We start from the raw sequence: 15568 nt of genomic DNA, 5'->3' as shown, positions 1-15568 counted from the left end.
ATGCCCCGCCGCCTTCGGTGCCCCGTCGCGGCCCTGGCCTCAGGTGGGGTGCCCGATGACCGCGTGTCCGGCCCCCGTCGCCTTCGGTGCCACGTCGCCGCCTCAGCCGTTCGCCCGGCGGGCCGGTGATCGCCTCCCGCGCCCTGATGCCGCTGACGCCGTTGACGTCGTTAACGCCCTTGGTGCCCGTGACGCCTTCGTCAGTGCTTGCGGGCCGTCGCCGCCACGATGAGGTCGGCCAGGGGGGCACGGGCGGTGTCGTCGATGAGGTCGGTGTCCAGGGCGGCCGTGGCCTGGGCCACCAGGTCGTCGATGCGGCGCTCGCACGCCGCCAGGGCGCCGCAGTCCTCCGCCAGGGCGCGCATCCACTCCACCCGCTCGGGGGTGAGGTCGAGGTCGCCCAGGTGGCGGCGGAACTCCGCCGCGTCGGCCGGGGCGGCGCGGTCGAGGGTTTCGGCCACCAGCAGGGTGCGCTTGCCCTCGCGCAGGTCGTCGCCCGCCGGCTTGCCGGTCTGGCCGGGGTCGCCGAAGACGCCGAGGATGTCGTCGCGGAGCTGGAAGGCCAGCCCCAGCGGCAGGCCGTAGGCGCTGAAGACCGGCCCCAGGTCGTCGTAGCGCCCGGCCAGGGCCGCGCCCAGGTGCAGCGGGCGCTCCACGGTGTACTTGGCGGCCTTGTAGTGCATGACCCGCAGCGCCGCGTCCACGCCGCCGTCCTCGCGCACCTGCTCCAGCATGTCCAGGTACTGCCCGGCCATGACCTCGGTGCGCATGGCGTCGAAGGGCCGCCGGCCCGCGCGCAGCGCCGCCAGGCTCAGGCCGCTGGCCTGGTACATGTCCTCGCTCCAGGCCAGGCACAGGTCGCCGATCAGGATGGCGGCCCCGCGCCCGAACGCGTCGGCCGCGCCGCTCCACCCCGAGCGGGCGTGCAGCTCCTCCATGCGCTTGTGGGTGGCGGGCATCCCGCGCCGGGTGTCGCTGTTGTCGATGACGTCGTCGTGTACGAGCGCGCACGCCTGGAGGAACTCCAGCGACGCCGCCGCCGCGTGGATGTCGGGGGTGTCGGCGCCGCCCGCCCCGCGCCAGCCCCAGTAGCAGAACGCCGGGCGCAGCCGCTTGCCGCCGGCGAGCATGGCCTCCAGCGCGTCCACTACGGGGGCGAGTTCGCCCCCGATCTCCAGCAACTGGGCGCGGCGCTCGGCGACGAAGCGGGCCAGCTCGGCGTCGACGGCCGCGCGCACGAACGCGACGGGAGAGGAGTCGGAGGAGGTCATGGGCAGAGGTTATCGGGTGTGCGCACCAGGCTTGGCGCACCGACCGATTCCGCCCCTGTGTCCCTCTCCGCGCGTGTCAGGTCGACTCCACCGCCGGAGGCGGTTCGCCTAAGGTAGAGGGCATGCTCGCCTCATCGACACGTCCCGGAAGCGCGCCGGCCCTGTCCGCCCGGCCGCGCCGGATCCGCGAACTGCTCAAGGCCGGCGAACCCACCTTCTCCTTCGAGTTCTTCCCGCCCAAGACCCCCGAGGGCCTGCGCAAGCTCTGGCGGGTCATCCGCGAGATCGAGGCGCTGGCGCCCTCGTTCGTGTCGGTCACCTACGGGGCGGGGGGCGGCACGCGCGACCTCACCGTCGAGATCACCGAGCGCATGGCCACCGACACCACGCTCCTGCCGGTGGCGCACATGACGGCCGTCAACCACTCCGTGCGCGAGCTGCGCCACCTCATCGGCCGGTTCGCCGCCGTGGGCGTGGGCAACATCCTCGCGCTGCGCGGCGACCCGCCCGGCGACCCCCTGGGGGAGTGGGTCCGCCACCCCGAGGGCCTGGAGTACGCCGAGCAGTTGGTGCGGCTGCTCAAGGAGTCCGGCGACTTCTGCGTGGGCGTGGCGGCGTTCCCCTACAAGCACCCGCGCTCGCCCGACGTCGACTCCGACGTGGAGTACTTCGTGCGCAAGTGCCGCGCCGGCGCCGACTACGCCATCACCCAGATGTTCTTCGACGCCGACGACTACCTGCGGCTGCGCGACCGGGTCGCCGCCCGGGGCTGCGACGTCCCGATCATCCCCGAGATCATGCCGGTGGTGAAGCTGGCCACCATCGAGCGCTCCGAGCAGCTCTCCGGCGCGCCGTTCCCGCGCCACCTAGCGGCGGAGTTCGAGCGGGTCGCCGACGACCCCGAGGCGGTGCGGGCGCTGGGCATCGAGCAGGCGCAGCGCATGTGCGAGCGGCTGCTGGACGAGGGCGCGCCCGGCATCCACTTCATCACGTTCAACCAGTCCACTGCCACGCGCGAGATCTACCAGCAGATCGCCGCCGACCGGATGCCCGCAGCGGCAGCGGCGCGGCCATGATCGCGAAGGGCTGATGCGGGTTGCCGGGGAAGCGGAACTCCGGCAGCAGGTCGGCGAACCCGCACGAGAGGTACAGGCTCCGGGCCGCCGTCGGCCCGGTGGGTGTCGACAGGACGGCGGTGCGCTCCCGGCGCGCCGCCGTCAGCGCCTCCAGCATCGAGCGGCCCACGCCCCGGCCCTGCTCGGCGGGCAGCACGTGCACCTCGGCGATCTCGAAGGAGTCGCCCAGCCAGCGCCGCTCGGCCTCGGGGTCGCGGGCGCGCACCTCGCCGGAGACGATGTCGTGCCACCACTGCCCGCGCCGGCCGTGGAAGCCGTAGGCGAACCCGGCCGCGCCGGGGTCGCCGGGCCGCAGCGCCACCACGCTGCGGAAGAGCGGGTGGCGGGCGTGCTCGCGCATGATGGCCTGGCGCCCGGGGAGCTGGTCGCGGGGCGGTTTCATGGCGGCCGCGTAGACCTCCACCAGGGCGGGAAGGGTGTGGAGGAAGGCGGGGGCGGCCAGTTCCCACAGCTCGATGTCACCGGACACGCCGCCACCCTAACCCGCATCGCCGCGCCCTGCCGCGCGCGCCGGCGCCGCTGTTGACGAGGACGGTGGGGTGCGCTTAACTTGGACCTGTTCGTACTTCTGTTCGAGTCGGTCGGTCGGCGGACGGCCGGCGGAGCACGGGAGTACGCTCCGGCTCGCGTTGGCCGATCGGTGCCTGACCTCTGGCGCCGGGCGAACGCGGGGAAGCGGCCGGGCGGGGGGAGGGGAAGCCTCTTGCCCGGCCGCCTTCGTGTGCGCGGCAACGCTCCGCCGCGCTTCGGCTCGCGGCTTCCCGGCCGCCTCAGGCTCCCTCGGCCGTCCTCCGGTGCCCCGCGGCCCGCTGCCTGCCTTCGGCCTCCCGGGTTGTTCCTGACGCCCGCACCTGCCGGCCTCCGCCGCCCCGTGCCATCCCGCCGGCGCGCCGCGCGCCGAACGCGGGCGGCGCTCCCGGAGCCTGGTGGCCGGGTCGGCGTTCTCACTTTGCCGCGCTCCGCCTGCGTTGGCGCGGCCTGGGATTCCAGGTCGGCCACCCGCGCCACTGCGCCCGTCTCCGCCGCGCCGGGGAGCGGGGTCCGCCGCGGCACGTCCGAAACCCCCCGCCGGGCGCGGGGGAAGGCCCCGGGCACGCGAAAACGGCCACGTCCTGAGGGGGCGTGGCCGTTTGCCGTGTTTCCGGTGCGCGTACTGCGGGCCCCTGGGGCACGGGGGCGTCGACGAAGAGGACCGGTGGCGCCGTGCGCGCGGCGCGGTCGGCTAGAAGGCGTCGACGGCGCGGCGCGCCTCGGGGTCGAGGACGCCCCAGTTGATCAGCTCCTCGGTGAGGTCGCCCGGCGAGCGGTCGTAGATCACCGCGAGCGACCGGAGGTCCTCCTGGCGGATGGACAGGACACGGCCGTTGTAGTCGCCGCGCTGGCTCTGGATGGTGGCCACGTAGCGTGCCAGCGGCCCGGCCTTCTCCTGGGGCAGTTGCTGCATGCGCTCCAGGTCGATGACGAGCTTGGGCGTGGGGCCCAGCGGGGTCGGCGCGGCGCCGCCCGGCAGCAGCTCCGACATGGGCACACCGTAGAAGTCGGCCAGCTCGGCCAGCTTCTGGACGGTGACGGCGCGGTCGCCGCGCTCGTAGGAGCCCACGACGACGGCCTTCCAGCGGCCGTGGGACTTCTCCTCGACCCCGTGCAGGGACAGGCCCTGCTGGGTGCGGATGGCGCGCAGCCGCGCGCCGAGTGACTTGGCGTATTCGGATGGCATCTTCTTCGTCGCTCCCCGGCCGTGAAGGTGCTTGGCGTGGGCGGTGTGCCCCGAGTTCGCTCGGTGGTGGCCGCACCCCGCGGCGGACCCCGGTCAGGGGGCCGCCCCAGGGGTGGCACCAAGCTGCGCCGCCCAAGATTGGTTACGGACAGTGACGGTAAGGCCGTTCGGTTGCCAGGTCAAGCCGTTGGGCGGAAACGCGATGAATCAGTGGCCAAACCGTGTGTAAGTGAGGTCCCTCTCAAAACGTGACCGAGCGGACATCGCACGCGCGCGGGCGGCGCGGAAAGCCCGAGAATGCTGGGATTCCACGCGTTCGCCCCAGACACGCGGTGTCCGAGTCGCCTCGAACGCCACCACATCGGGGGATATGTCAACGCGCCCCGCTGTGACGAGTGTCATATTTTTGTCCGGTATCGCTGCGGGCGGTGATCACCGCTGTCCCTCTCCGCTGATAACGTGTGCGCGATCGACATCCTTTAACGACCTGTCCCGTGAGGCAGGAAAGGGGGTCACTACTGTGTGTGCGCGAAAACGCGCGGAAAGTGACGCGGAGGCGTCCCCGGCGGCCGATCCCACGGCTCCCGGCGCCCAGACCGCGCGGACCGTCCTCGACGGTCCCGAGATCCAGCGGGCGCTGACCCGCATCGCCCACGAGGTCCTGGAGCGCACCAAGGGCGCCCACGACGTCACCCTGCTGGGCATCCCCTCCCGCGGCGTCCCGCTGGCCCGCCGCCTGGCCGAGCGCGTCGAGCAGGTCGAGGGCCGCGCCGTCCCCTGGGGCTCCCTCGACATCACCATGTACCGCGACGACCTCCGCCTGGCGCCCGCGCGCGCCCTGGGCCGCACCGAGATCCCGCCCCAAGGGGTCGACGGCCGCGTGGTGGTCCTCGTCGACGACGTGCTGTTCTCCGGCCGCACCGTGCGCGCCGCGCTGGACGCCCTCAACGACATCGGCCGCCCCCGCGCGGTGCAGTTGGCCATCCTGGTCGACCGCGGCCACCGCGAGCTGCCCATCCGCGCCGACTACGTCGGCAAGAACCTGCCCACGTCGCTGCGCGAGAGCGTCGACGTCCGGCTGGCCGAACTCGACGGCCGCGACGCCGTGCTGCTGGGCCCGGCCCGCCCGCGCCCGGGCGAGGAGGACGACCGCTGATGCGCCACCTGCTCTCCACCGGCGACCTCTCCCGCGACGAGGCCACGCTGGTGCTCGACACCGCCGCCGAACTCGCCCAGGTCAGCGGCCGGTCGGTGAAGAAGCTGCCCACCCTGCGCGGACGCACCGTGGTCAACCTCTTCTACGAGGACTCCACCCGCACCCGCACGTCCTTCGAACTCGCCGCCAAGCGACTCTCGGCCGACGTCATCAACTTCTCGGCCAAGGGCTCCAGCGTCTCCAAGGGCGAGAGCCTCAAGGACACCGCGCTCACCCTCCAGGCCATGGGCGCCGACGGCGTGGTCGTGCGCCACCCCGCCTCCGGCGCGGCCCACCGGCTCGCCGGCTGGGTCGACGGCGCCGTGCTCAACGCCGGCGACGGCACCCACGAGCACCCCACCCAGGCGCTGCTGGACGCCTACACCATGCGCGCGCGCACCGGCCGCGTCGAGGGCCTGCGCGTGGCCGTGGTCGGCGACGTCCTGCACAGCCGCGTGGCCCGCTCCAACGTGCTGCTGCTGCACACCCTGGGCGCCGAGGTCACCCTGGTGGCCCCGCCCACCCTCATGCCGGTCTCGGTGCACACCTGGCCCTGCGCGGTCTCCTACGACCTCGACGCCGTCCTGCCCAAGACCGACGTGGTGATGCTGCTGCGCGTCCAGGCCGAGCGGATGCAGAACGCGTTCTTCCCGACCGCCCGCGAGTACAGCCGCCGCTACGGCCTGGACCGCGACCGCCTCGCCCGCCTGCCCGACCACGCCATCGTCATGCACCCCGGCCCCATGGTCCGCGGCATGGAGATCTCCGCCGAGGTCGCCGACTCCGCGCGCAGCACCATCAGCGAGCAGGTCGCCAACGGCGTCAGCGTCCGCATGGCGGCGCTCTACCTGCTGCTGGGCGGGTCCTAGCCCCGCGGTGCCGCCACCCGCCGCACCCGGCCCGCCGCCGGCACCGCCCGCGCCCGCGCGCCCGCCGCACCGCGCGGCGGCACCGGGCCGGCCGCACCCTCAGCCGCCACTAGCCGCCACTGACACAGAAGTGAAGTACGAGATGACCCACAGCAGCGCCGCCCACCTCATCCGCGGCGCCCGCCTCACCGGGCGCGACCCGGCCGACATCCTCATCCGCGACGGCGTGATCGCCGAGGTCGGCCCCGGACTGAGCGCACCCGACGCCCGCGTCGTCGAGGCCGACGGTCTCATCGCCCTGCCCGGCCTGGTCGACCTGCACACCCACCTGCGCGAACCCGGCCGCGAGGACGCCGAGACCGTGGCCAGCGGCGCCCGCGCCGCCGCCGCCGGCGGCTACACCGCCGTGCACGCCATGGCCAACACCGACCCCGTCGCCGACACCGCCGGCGTGGTCGAGCAGGTCTGGCGCCTGGGCCGGGAGTCCGGCCACTGCGACGTCCAGCCGGTGGGCGCCGTCACCCGGGGCCTGGCCGGCGAGCGCCTGGCCGAACTTGGCGCCATGGCCGAGTCCGCCGCCGCCGTGCGGGTGTTCTCCGACGACGGCATGTGCGTCTCCGACCCCCTCCTGATGCGCCGCGCCCTGGAGTACGTCAAGGCGTTCGACGGCGTCGTCGCCCAGCACGCCCAGGACCCCCGGCTCACCGAGGGCGCGCAGATGAACGAGGGCGTGGTCTCCGACCGGCTCGGCCTGGCCGGGTGGCCGGCCGTCGCCGAGGAGGCGATCATCGCCCGCGACTGCCTGCTCACCGAGCACGTCGGCTCGCGCCTGCACGTCTGCCACGTCTCGACCAAGGGCTCGGTGCAGATCCTGCGCTGGGCCAAGAGCCGGGGCTGCGACGTCACCGCCGAGGTCACCCCGCACCACCTGCTGCTGACCGACGACCTGGCCGAAAGCTACGACCCCATCTACAAGGTCAACCCGCCCCTGCGCACCGCCGAGGACGTCCAGGCGCTGCGCGAGGCCCTGGCCGACGGCACCATCGACTGCGTGGCCACCGACCACGCCCCCCACCCGGCCGAGGCCAAGGAGACCGAGTGGGCCACGGCCGCCATGGGCATGCTCGGCCTGGAGACCGCGCTGTCGATCGTGCAGCACACCATGGTCGACACCGGCCTGCTCGACTGGGCCGGCGTGGCCGAGCGGATGTCGGCGGCGCCCGCCCGCATCGGCCGCCTCAGCGGGCACGGCCGCCCGATCGCCCCAGGTGAGCCCGCCAACGTTACCCTGTACGAGGCGGACACCGCCTGGGAGGTCGACCCGGCGGCCCTGGCCTCCAAGAGCGCCAACACCCCCTACCGGGGCATGCGGCTGCCCGGCCGCGTCACCGCCACGTTCCTGCGCGGCACCCCGACGGTCCTCGATGGGAAGATCCAGTGAGTTCAACAGCAGCAGGCGGACCTGAGCACGCCGAGGCCATCCTCGTCCTGGAGGACGGCCGGCACTTCAGGGGCCGCTCCTTCGGCGCGCCCGGCGAGACCCTGGGCGAGATCGTCTTCAACACCGGCATGACCGGCTACCAGGAGACCCTGACCGACCCCTCCTACCACCGCCAGATCGTCGTGATGACCGCGCCGCACATCGGCAACACCGGTGTCAACGACGACGACCCGGAGTCGGGCCGCATCTGGGTGGCCGGCTACGTGGTCCGCGAACCCGCCCGCGTCTCCTCCAACTGGCGCGCCAAGCGCACCCTCGACGAGGAGCTGCGCCGCCAGGGCGTGGTGGGCATCGCCCTGGACGGCACCCGCGCCCTCACCCGCCACCTGCGCGACCGCGGGGCCATGCGCGCCGCCATCAGCACCACCGCGACCGACCCCGAGCGCCTGCGCGAGCGGGTCCTGGCCAGCCCCCGCATGGCCGGCGCCGACCTCGCCGGCGAGGTCACCACCACCGAGCCCTACACCGTGCGCCCGCCCGAGGGCGTGGCCACCCGGTTCCGCGTGGCGGCGGTCGACCTCGGCATCAAGGCCATGACCCCCCAGCGGCTGGCCGAGCGCGGCTGCGAGGTCACGGTGCTGCCCGCGGCCGCCACCGCCGAGGAGATCCTGGCCCTGGACCCCGACGGCGTCTTCTTCAGCAACGGCCCCGGTGACCCCGCCACCGCCGACACCGCCGTCGCGGCCGTGCGCGGCGTCCTGGACGCCCGCAAGCCGCTGTTCGGCATCTGCTTCGGTAACCAGATCCTGGGCCGCGCGCTGGGCCTGGGCACCTTCAAGCTGCGCTTCGGCCACCGGGGCGTCAACCAGCCGGTGCGCGACGTGCACACCCGGCGGGTGCACATCACCAGCCACAACCACGGGTTCGCGGTCGACGCCCCCCTCGACGGCCCGTTCGACACCCCCTACGGCCGGGCCGAGGTCAGCCACGTCGACCTCAACGACAACGTCGTGGAGGGCCTGCGGCTGCTCGACCGGCCCGCCTTCAGCGTCCAGTACCACCCCGAGGCCGCCGCGGGCCCGCACGACGCCGCCGAGCTGTTCGACGCGTTCTGCGACCTGATGGCCGCCTCGTCCGATCCGTCCGCGAGCTCGGGCCGCCCGGCCCAGCCCGCGCAGTCGTAGAGCCGGGGGACCACACACATGCCGCGCCGTAATGACCTCAAGTCCGTCCTGGTGGTCGGATCCGGGCCCATCGTGATCGGGCAGGCGGCGGAGTTCGACTACTCCGGCACCCAGGCGTGCCGGGTGCTCAAGGCCGAGGGCCTGCGCGTCGTCCTGGTCAACTCCAACCCCGCCACGATCATGACCGACCCCGAGATCGCCGACGCCACCTACGTCGAGCCGATCACCCCGGAGATGGTCGAGAAGATCATCGCCAAGGAGCGCCCCGACGCCCTGCTGCCCACCCTGGGCGGGCAGACCGCGCTCAACACCGCCGTGGCCCTGCACGACTCCGGCGTGCTGGCCAAGTACAACGTCGAGCTGATCGGCGCCAACGTCGAGGCCATCCAGTCCGGCGAGGACCGCGAGACCTTCAAGGGGATCGTGGAGCGCATCGGCGGGGAGTCCGCCCGCTCGCGCATCTGCCACACCATCGAGGAGTGCCTGGCCGCCGCCGAGGAGCTGAGCTACCCCGTGGTGGTGCGGCCCTCCTTCACCATGGGCGGCTCCGGGTCGGGCTTCGCCCACAACGAGACCGAGCTGCGCCGCATCGCCGGGCAGGGGCTCGCCCTCTCGCCCACCACCGAGGTCCTGCTGGAGGAGTCCATCCTCGGCTGGAAGGAGTACGAGCTGGAGTTGATGCGCGACGCCCACGACAACGTGGTCGTCGTCTGCTCCATCGAGAACTTCGACCCCATGGGCGTGCACACCGGCGACTCGGTCACCGTGGCCCCGGCCATGACCCTGTCCGACCGCGAGTACCAGCGCATGCGCGACCTGGGCATCGCCATCATCCGCGCCGTGGGCGTGGACACCGGCGGCTGCAACATCCAGTTCGCCGTGCACCCCGACACCGGGCGCATCATCGTCATCGAGATGAACCCGCGCGTCTCGCGGTCCTCGGCGCTGGCCTCCAAGGCCACCGGGTTCCCCATCGCCAAGATCGCCGCCAAGCTCGCCGTGGGCTACACCCTCGACGAGATCCCCAACGACATCACCGCCGAGACCCCGGCCAGCTTCGAGCCCAGCCTGGACTACGTGGTGGTGAAGGTCCCGCGCTTCGCCTTCGAGAAGTTCCCCGGCGCCGACCCCGCCCTGACCACCACCATGAAGTCGGTGGGCGAGGCCATGGCCATCGGCCGCTCCTTCGCCGAGGCGCTCCAGAAGGCCATGCGCTCGGTCGAGAAGAACGGCATCGGCCTGACCTGGGCGGGCGAGCCCGGCGCAAAGGACGACCTGCTGCGCGCCGCCGCCACCCCCGGCGAGCACCGGCTGCGCCTGGTCCAGCAGGCCCTGCGCGCCGGCGCCACCGTCGAGGAGCTGCACGAGGCCACCAACATCGACCCCTGGTTCCTGGACCAGATGCTGCTGCTGGAGGAGACCGCGCGCGAGCTGGCCGCGGCGCCCAAGCTCGACGCCGCCTCGCTGCGCGCGGCCAAGCGGCTGGGCTTCTCCGACCTCCAGATCGGCGAGATCACCGGCAAGTCCGAGGAGGTCGTGCGCGAGCTGCGGCACGCGCTGGGCATCCACCCCGTCTACCTCACGGTCGACACCTGCGCCGCGGAGTTCGCCGCCAAGACGCCCTACCTGTACTCCTCCTACGACGAGGAGACCGAGGTGCCCGCGGGCACCCGGCCCAAGGTGATCATCCTGGGCTCGGGCCCCAACCGCATCGGCCAGGGCGTGGAGTTCGACTACAGCTGCGTGCACGCCTCCTTCGCGCTGGCCGAGGCCGGCTACGAGACCGTGATGGTCAACTGCAATCCCGAGACCGTCTCCACCGACTACGACACCAGCGACCGGCTCTACTTCGAGCCGCTGACCCTGGAGGACGTGCTGGAGGTCGTGCTCGCCGAGCGCGCCGCCGGGCCGGTGGCCGGGGTCATCGTGCAGCTTGGCGGGCAGACCCCGCTGGGCCTGGCCCGCCGGCTCAAGGAGGCCGGCGTGCCCATCGTGGGCACCAGCCCCGAGTCCATCGACCTGGCCGAGGACCGCGGCGAGTTCGGCAAGGTCCTCACCGAGGCCGGCCTGCCCGCGCCCAAGCACGGCACCGCGCACTCCTTCGCCGAGGCCAAGGAGGTCGCCGACGAGATCGGCTACCCGGTCATGGTGCGGCCCTCCTACGTGCTGGGCGGGCGCGGCATGGAGATCGTCTACGACGAGGCCATGCTCGCCGACTACATCGAGCGCAACGCCGAGGTCAGCCCGGAGTACCCGGTGCTGATCGACCGCTTCCTCGACGACGCCATCGAGATCGACGTCGACGCCATCTACGACGGCACCGAGCTGTACCTGGGCGGCATCATGGAGCACATCGAGGAGGCCGGGATCCACTCCGGCGACTCCGCGTGCGCCCTGCCCGCCATCACCCTGGGCCACGAGGACTTCGAGCGCATCCGCTACTCCACCGAGGCCATCGCCCGGGGCACCGGGGTGCGCGGCCTGCTCAACGTCCAGTACGCGCTGGCCTCGGGCGTGCTCTACGTGCTGGAGGCCAACCCGCGCGCCTCGCGCACCGTGCCGTTCGTGTCCAAGGCCACCGCCGTGCAGTTGGCCAAGGCCGCGGCCCGGGTCATGATGGGCGCCACCGTGGCCCAACTGCGCCAGGAGGGCGTGCTGCCCGCCGAGGGCGACGGCGGCACCCTGCCGCTGGACGCCCCGGTGGCGGTCAAGGAGGCGGTGCTGCCGTTCAACCGGTTCATCGACCGCCAGGGCGAGGGCGTCGACACCGTGCTGGGCCCCGAGATGCGCTCCACCGGCGAGGTCATGGGCCTGGACTCCGACTTCGGCGCCGCCTACGCCAAGTCCCAGATGGCCGCCTACGGCTCGCTGCCCACCAGCGGCGCGGTGTTCGTGTCGGTGGCCAACCGCGACAAGCGCACCATGGTCTTCCCGGTCAAGCGGCTGGCCGACCTCGGCTTCGAGATCCTGGCCACCGAGGGCACCGCCGCGGTGCTGCGGCGCAACGGAGTCACGGCCCGCGTGGTGCGCAAGCACAGCGAGGGTCCCGGGCCCGACGGCGAACCCACTATCGTGCAACTCATCCACCGCGGCGAAGTGGACCTCATCGTCAACACCCCGTTCGGCAGCGCCGGCCAGGCCGGACCCCGGCTGGACGGTTACGAGATCCGCACCGCGGCGGTCGTGCGCGGCGTGCCCAGCGTCACCACGGTGCAGGGCCTGGCCGCGGCGGTGCAGGGCATCGAGGCGCTGGCCCGGGGCGACATCGGGGTGCGCTCCCTCCAGGAGCACGCCGCAGCCCTCCAGGGGGCGCGGGCGTGAGCCGCGCCTAGGCGCGGGAGGGCAGACCGGGCGGGGGCCGGGCAGGCGGCGGCGCACCGCGGCGAGGCGAGGCAGGGCAGCACGAGTGAGCGACAACGGGCCGGTGCAGACGCGGAGCCCCGTACTGACCGTGCGCCGGGTCGACGCCTACTACGCCATCACCGTGGTCGCCCCCCAGATCGCCGAGCGGTTCCGCTCCGGGCAGTTCCTGTCGGTGGCGGTGGGCGGCGAGCAGTCGAGCATGCTGCTGCGCCGCCCCTTCGCCATCCACGACGTCAAGCCCGACTACGGCGGCACCGTGGAGTTCCTGTTCGCGGTGCGCGGCCCGGGCACCGCCTGGCTGGCCGAGCGGCGCCAGCGCGACCTGCTGGACGTGGTGGGTCCGCTGGGCCGGCCCTTCCCGCTGCCGCGCGACCCCGTCAACTGCATGCTGGCCGGCGGCGGCTCGGGCGCGGCGCCGCTGTTCCCGCTGGCCCACGCGCTGCGCCGGCGCGGCTGCCGGGTGGACTTCGTGCTCGGCGCCGCCTCGGCCGACCGGGTGTTCAGCGCCATCAGCGCCCGCCGCATCGCCGAGACCACCACCTTCACCACCGACGACGGCTCCTTCGGGGTGCGCGGCCGGGTCACCGACGCGCTGGAGCGCGCCATGGACGACGCCCGCTCCGACGTGGTCTACGCCTGCGGCCCCATGCCGATGCTGCGCACCGTGGCCGCGGTGGCGGCCCGCCAGGGCGTGCCCGTGCAGGTGGCGGTCGAGGAGACCATGGCCTGCGGCACCGGGATCTGCATGAGCTGCGTCATCCCGGTGGTGGGCGAGGACGGGATCACCCGCATGGTGCGGGCGTGCGTGGACGGCCCGGTCTTCCGCGGCGAACGGGTGCGCTTCGACGACGTCGGCACGATCCCCTTCGACGCGCTGGGCGCGCCCGGCTGGAAGGCGCGCGGCGAGGACTCCGCCGACCCCCAAAGCGGGGTCGCCGACCGGGAGGCGGGCTGATGACCACCGACATGCGCACCCGGCTGGCGGGCCGCGAACTGCCCAACCCCGTGATGGCGGCGGCCGGCTGCGCGGGCACCGGCCGCGAGCTGGCCCAGTTCTTCGACATCGCCCGCATCGGCGCCGTGGTCACCAAGTCGGTCATGCTGGAGCCGCGCGCCGGGCGCCCGGCCCCCCGCGTGGCCGAGACCCCCAGCGGCATGCTCAGCGCCATCGGGCTCCAGGGGCCGGGCGTGGAGGTGTTCCTCCAGCGCGACCTGCCGTGGCTGCTCTCGCGCGGCGGGCGGGCCGTGGCGTCGGTGGCGGGCGCCGGGGCGGGGGAGTACGCCGAACTGGCGCGGCGGCTGTCGGCGGCCGAGGGCGTGGAGATGATCGAGGTCAACCTGTCCTGCCCCAACCCGGCGGGCGGCGGCCTGGACTTCGCCGACGACCCCGCCGAGGCGGCGCGCGTGGTGCACGCGGTGCGCTCCCACACCCGCTCCGACATCCCCGTCTTCGCCAAGCTCGCCGCCGACGTGCCCGACCTGGTGGCGCTGGCGCGGGCGTGCGTTGAGGCCCGCGCCGACGGCCTGTCGCTGATCAACAGCGTGCGCGCCATGGCGGTGGACCCCCGCACGCTGCGCCCGGCGGTGGCCGGGGGCGTGGGCGGGCTGTCGGGGCCGGCCATCCGTCCCATCGCGGTGGCCAGCGTCTACCGGGTGCACGCGGCCCTGCCGGAGGTCCCGCTGATCGGCATGGGCGGGGTGCGCACCGGCGCCGACGCCCTGGAGCTGCTGGCGGCGGGCGCCTCGGCGGTGGGCGTGGGAACCGTCACGTTCTCCGATCCCTCGGCGTGCGTGCGGATCCTGCGGGAGCTGGAGGAACTGCTGGAGGAGCGCGGCGCCGACCGCGTCTCCGACGTCGTGGGCGCCGCCCACCGGCCCGCCGGCGCCCCGCTCGGAGCTGTGCTGGGCCGATGACGCGAAATGCGTTGAGGCGGCCTGTAGGCTGCCAGCGGTGCCGGGGGATGTACCGCCTACCCCCGGGGTCGGAAAGCGCCGCTACGGCCGTTTGAGCCGCACCGGCGGACGTCTCACCGCTTAGACGCATGAAGCGGGCGTTCGGGGGGAACCGCTCCGGACAGTGCCCGAGCCCGCTCGGCCGCCGGCCGACCGGGCCGGCCCGTGCGCGGGCCGAGCCGCGTCCCCCGAGCGGGCGTCCGCCCGCCCAGCCCGTGTCGAGTGACCCCAAAGGAGACCAACCGTGGCCGCGCCCATCGCCGTCGCCATCGACGCACCCGACATCGAGACCGCCGCTCGCTGGGCGTCCGAGGTCGCCCCCCACGTGAGCACGGTGAAGGTGGGGCTGGAGCTCTACCTGCGCTACGGACCGGAGGTGGTGGGCACGCTGCGCGGCGGCACCAAGACCTCGGTCTTCTTGGACCTGAAGCTGCACGACATCCCCGCCACCGTCGCCGGCGCCGCGCGCAACGTGGCGCGCCTCAAGCCCTCCATCCTGACCGTGCACGCCGCCGGCGGGCGCGACATGATCGCCGCGGCGGTGGAGGCCGCGCCGCAGACCACCATCGCGGCCGTGACCGTGCTGACCTCGCTGGACGACGCCACGCTGGGCGAGATCGGCCTGGCCGGCCCCGCAGGCGACGCCGCCCGGCGGCTGGCCGTGCTGGCCGTCGAGGCGGGCGCGCGGGCGCTGGTGTGCTCGCCCCACGAGGTCGCCTCGCTGCGCGCCGAGGTGGGGCCCGACGTCATGCTCATCACCCCGGGCGTGCGCCCGGCCGGCGCCGACCGCGGCGACCAGGCGCGGGTGGCCACCCCTGAGGAGGCGCTCGCCGCCGGCGCCGACCTGCTCGTGATCGGGCGCCCGATCACCCGCGCCGCCGACCCCGGCGCGGCGGCGGCCAAGATCGCGGCGGCGCTGCGGCGCGTCGAGGCGCCCTCGGCCTGAGCGGCGGCCCCGCCGCGCCGGCGGGCCGCCCGGGGGCCGTTCCGGGTCCGCCCGGCATCCGCGCCCGCCGGCGGTGCCGGCGGTGCCGGCTGGTCCGCGCCGTGCGGAGGCGGCGCGGGCCGCGCCGTGAGGCGCCGACCGGGTGGCCGGGCGCGGTGCGCGCCCCGGCCGCGCGGACACGCCGCGCGGCCCGCGTCGCGTGACCGATTGCGGCCAACTGAGCGTGTGCGATTGGGCACGGCCGAAACCCGGTTTCGGTGCCCCGTCCTGACCTGCGTGAGCCGCCGGAGCGTCGTCGGGCGAGTACGCTGGGCGGTCGATCCAACCGGGCCAAAAGTCCCGAATTCGGCGGCGCTGAGCAATCGTTCCATTACCCAGAGTAATTACTTTGATGAAATGGCGCTTGAAAGGCCACTTTGCGTTGCCGAACGGGGTCGGAACCTACTAACTTGCGCAGGCGTCCGCCCTCTACAAACGAGAGAAAACCGAGGTG

Annotated in this window: 12 protein-coding genes; 9 read left to right on the top strand and 3 right to left on the bottom strand. The window is 73.8% G+C overall.

The window, feature by feature from the left end:
- Positions 1-200: 200 nt before the first annotated feature.
- Positions 201-1271, bottom strand: coding sequence for a polyprenyl synthetase family protein (locus LG943_RS13895; protein WP_270072681.1), 1071 nt, complete (start codon positions 1269-1271; stop codon positions 201-203).
- Positions 1272-1393: 122 nt separating this feature from the next.
- On the opposite strand from LG943_RS13895, the gene metF reads away from it, so the two are divergent.
- Complete coding sequence (gene metF, locus LG943_RS13890; protein ID WP_270072680.1) at positions 1394-2347, top strand: methylenetetrahydrofolate reductase [NAD(P)H]; 954 nt, start codon at positions 1394-1396, stop codon at positions 2345-2347.
- On the opposite strand, the gene LG943_RS13885 is transcribed toward metF, so the two are convergent.
- Positions 2265-2876: a GNAT family N-acetyltransferase gene (locus LG943_RS13885; RefSeq protein ID WP_270072679.1), complete on the bottom strand. Its 612-nt coding sequence runs from the start codon at positions 2874-2876 to the stop codon at positions 2265-2267. The two genes, metF and LG943_RS13885, sit on opposite strands and share 83 nt — an antisense overlap.
- A gap of 753 nt (positions 2877-3629) precedes the next feature.
- Entirely contained in the window at positions 3630-4124 is a 495-nt protein-coding gene (gene bldD, locus LG943_RS13880) for a transcriptional regulator BldD (RefSeq protein ID WP_017591133.1), read from the bottom strand.
- A 520-nt stretch (positions 4125-4644) separates the two neighbouring features.
- On the opposite strand from bldD, the gene pyrR reads away from it, so the two are divergent.
- The 8 genes from pyrR to pyrF all read left to right on the top strand — a co-directional run bounded on the left by pyrR (position 4645) and on the right by pyrF (position 15075).
- On the top strand, positions 4645-5280 hold the full coding sequence (pyrR, locus tag LG943_RS13875; RefSeq protein ID WP_270072678.1) for a bifunctional pyr operon transcriptional regulator/uracil phosphoribosyltransferase PyrR: 636 nt from the start codon (positions 4645-4647) through the stop codon (positions 5278-5280).
- Entirely contained in the window at positions 5280-6188 is a 909-nt protein-coding gene (locus LG943_RS13870) for an aspartate carbamoyltransferase catalytic subunit (RefSeq protein WP_270072677.1), read from the top strand. The genes pyrR and LG943_RS13870 overlap by 1 nt, the downstream gene beginning before the upstream one ends.
- 142 nt (positions 6189-6330) lie before the next feature.
- Positions 6331-7629, top strand: coding sequence for a dihydroorotase (locus LG943_RS13865; RefSeq protein ID WP_270072676.1), 1299 nt, complete (start codon positions 6331-6333; stop codon positions 7627-7629).
- A complete protein-coding gene (gene carA / locus LG943_RS13860) occupies positions 7626-8813 on the top strand; it encodes a glutamine-hydrolyzing carbamoyl-phosphate synthase small subunit (protein WP_270072675.1) in 1188 nt (395 codons plus the stop codon). The genes LG943_RS13865 and carA overlap by 4 nt, the downstream gene beginning before the upstream one ends.
- 18 nt (positions 8814-8831) lie before the next feature.
- The gene (gene carB, locus LG943_RS13855; RefSeq protein ID WP_270072674.1) at positions 8832-12134 is read left to right on the top strand and encodes a carbamoyl-phosphate synthase large subunit; all 3303 of its coding nucleotides are present in this window, start codon (positions 8832-8834) and stop codon (positions 12132-12134) included.
- An 85-nt stretch (positions 12135-12219) separates the two neighbouring features.
- Positions 12220-13131: a dihydroorotate dehydrogenase electron transfer subunit gene (locus tag LG943_RS13850; RefSeq protein WP_270072673.1), complete on the top strand. Its 912-nt coding sequence runs from the start codon at positions 12220-12222 to the stop codon at positions 13129-13131.
- The gene (locus tag LG943_RS13845; RefSeq protein WP_270072672.1) at positions 13131-14090 is read left to right on the top strand and encodes a dihydroorotate dehydrogenase; all 960 of its coding nucleotides are present in this window, start codon (positions 13131-13133) and stop codon (positions 14088-14090) included. The genes LG943_RS13850 and LG943_RS13845 overlap by 1 nt, the downstream gene beginning before the upstream one ends.
- A gap of 283 nt (positions 14091-14373) precedes the next feature.
- Positions 14374-15075, top strand: a complete 702-nt coding sequence (gene pyrF, locus LG943_RS13840) for an orotidine-5'-phosphate decarboxylase (protein WP_270072671.1) — start codon at positions 14374-14376, stop codon at positions 15073-15075.
- The last annotated feature ends 493 nt before the right edge of the window (positions 15076-15568 follow it).

This window comes from Streptomonospora mangrovi (genome assembly GCF_027604915.1).
Taxonomy (GTDB): domain Bacteria; phylum Actinomycetota; class Actinomycetes; order Streptosporangiales; family Streptosporangiaceae; genus Streptomonospora; species Streptomonospora mangrovi.
The sequence above is the reverse complement of the archived record's forward strand: the minus strand, read 5'-3'. Positions and strand labels throughout refer to the sequence as shown.

Bases quoted from the DNA above. Each gene is read 5' to 3' on its own strand.
- metF (WP_270072680.1), top strand. From the start codon at position 1,394: ATGCTCGCCTCATCGACACGTCCCGGAAGCGCGCCGGCCCTGTCCGCC.
- LG943_RS13845 (WP_270072672.1), top strand. From the start codon at position 13,131: ATGACCACCGACATGCGCACCCGGCTGGCGGGCCGCGAACTGCCCAAC.
- LG943_RS13895 (WP_270072681.1), bottom strand. From the start codon at position 1,271: ATGACCTCCTCCGACTCCTCTCCCGTCGCGTTCGTGCGCGCGGCCGTC.
- bldD (WP_017591133.1), bottom strand. From the start codon at position 4,124: ATGCCATCCGAATACGCCAAGTCACTCGGCGCGCGGCTGCGCGCCATC.
- LG943_RS13865 (WP_270072676.1), top strand. From the start codon at position 6,331: ATGACCCACAGCAGCGCCGCCCACCTCATCCGCGGCGCCCGCCTCACC.
- carB (WP_270072674.1), top strand. From the start codon at position 8,832: ATGCCGCGCCGTAATGACCTCAAGTCCGTCCTGGTGGTCGGATCCGGG.
- LG943_RS13870 (WP_270072677.1), top strand. From the start codon at position 5,280: ATGCGCCACCTGCTCTCCACCGGCGACCTCTCCCGCGACGAGGCCACG.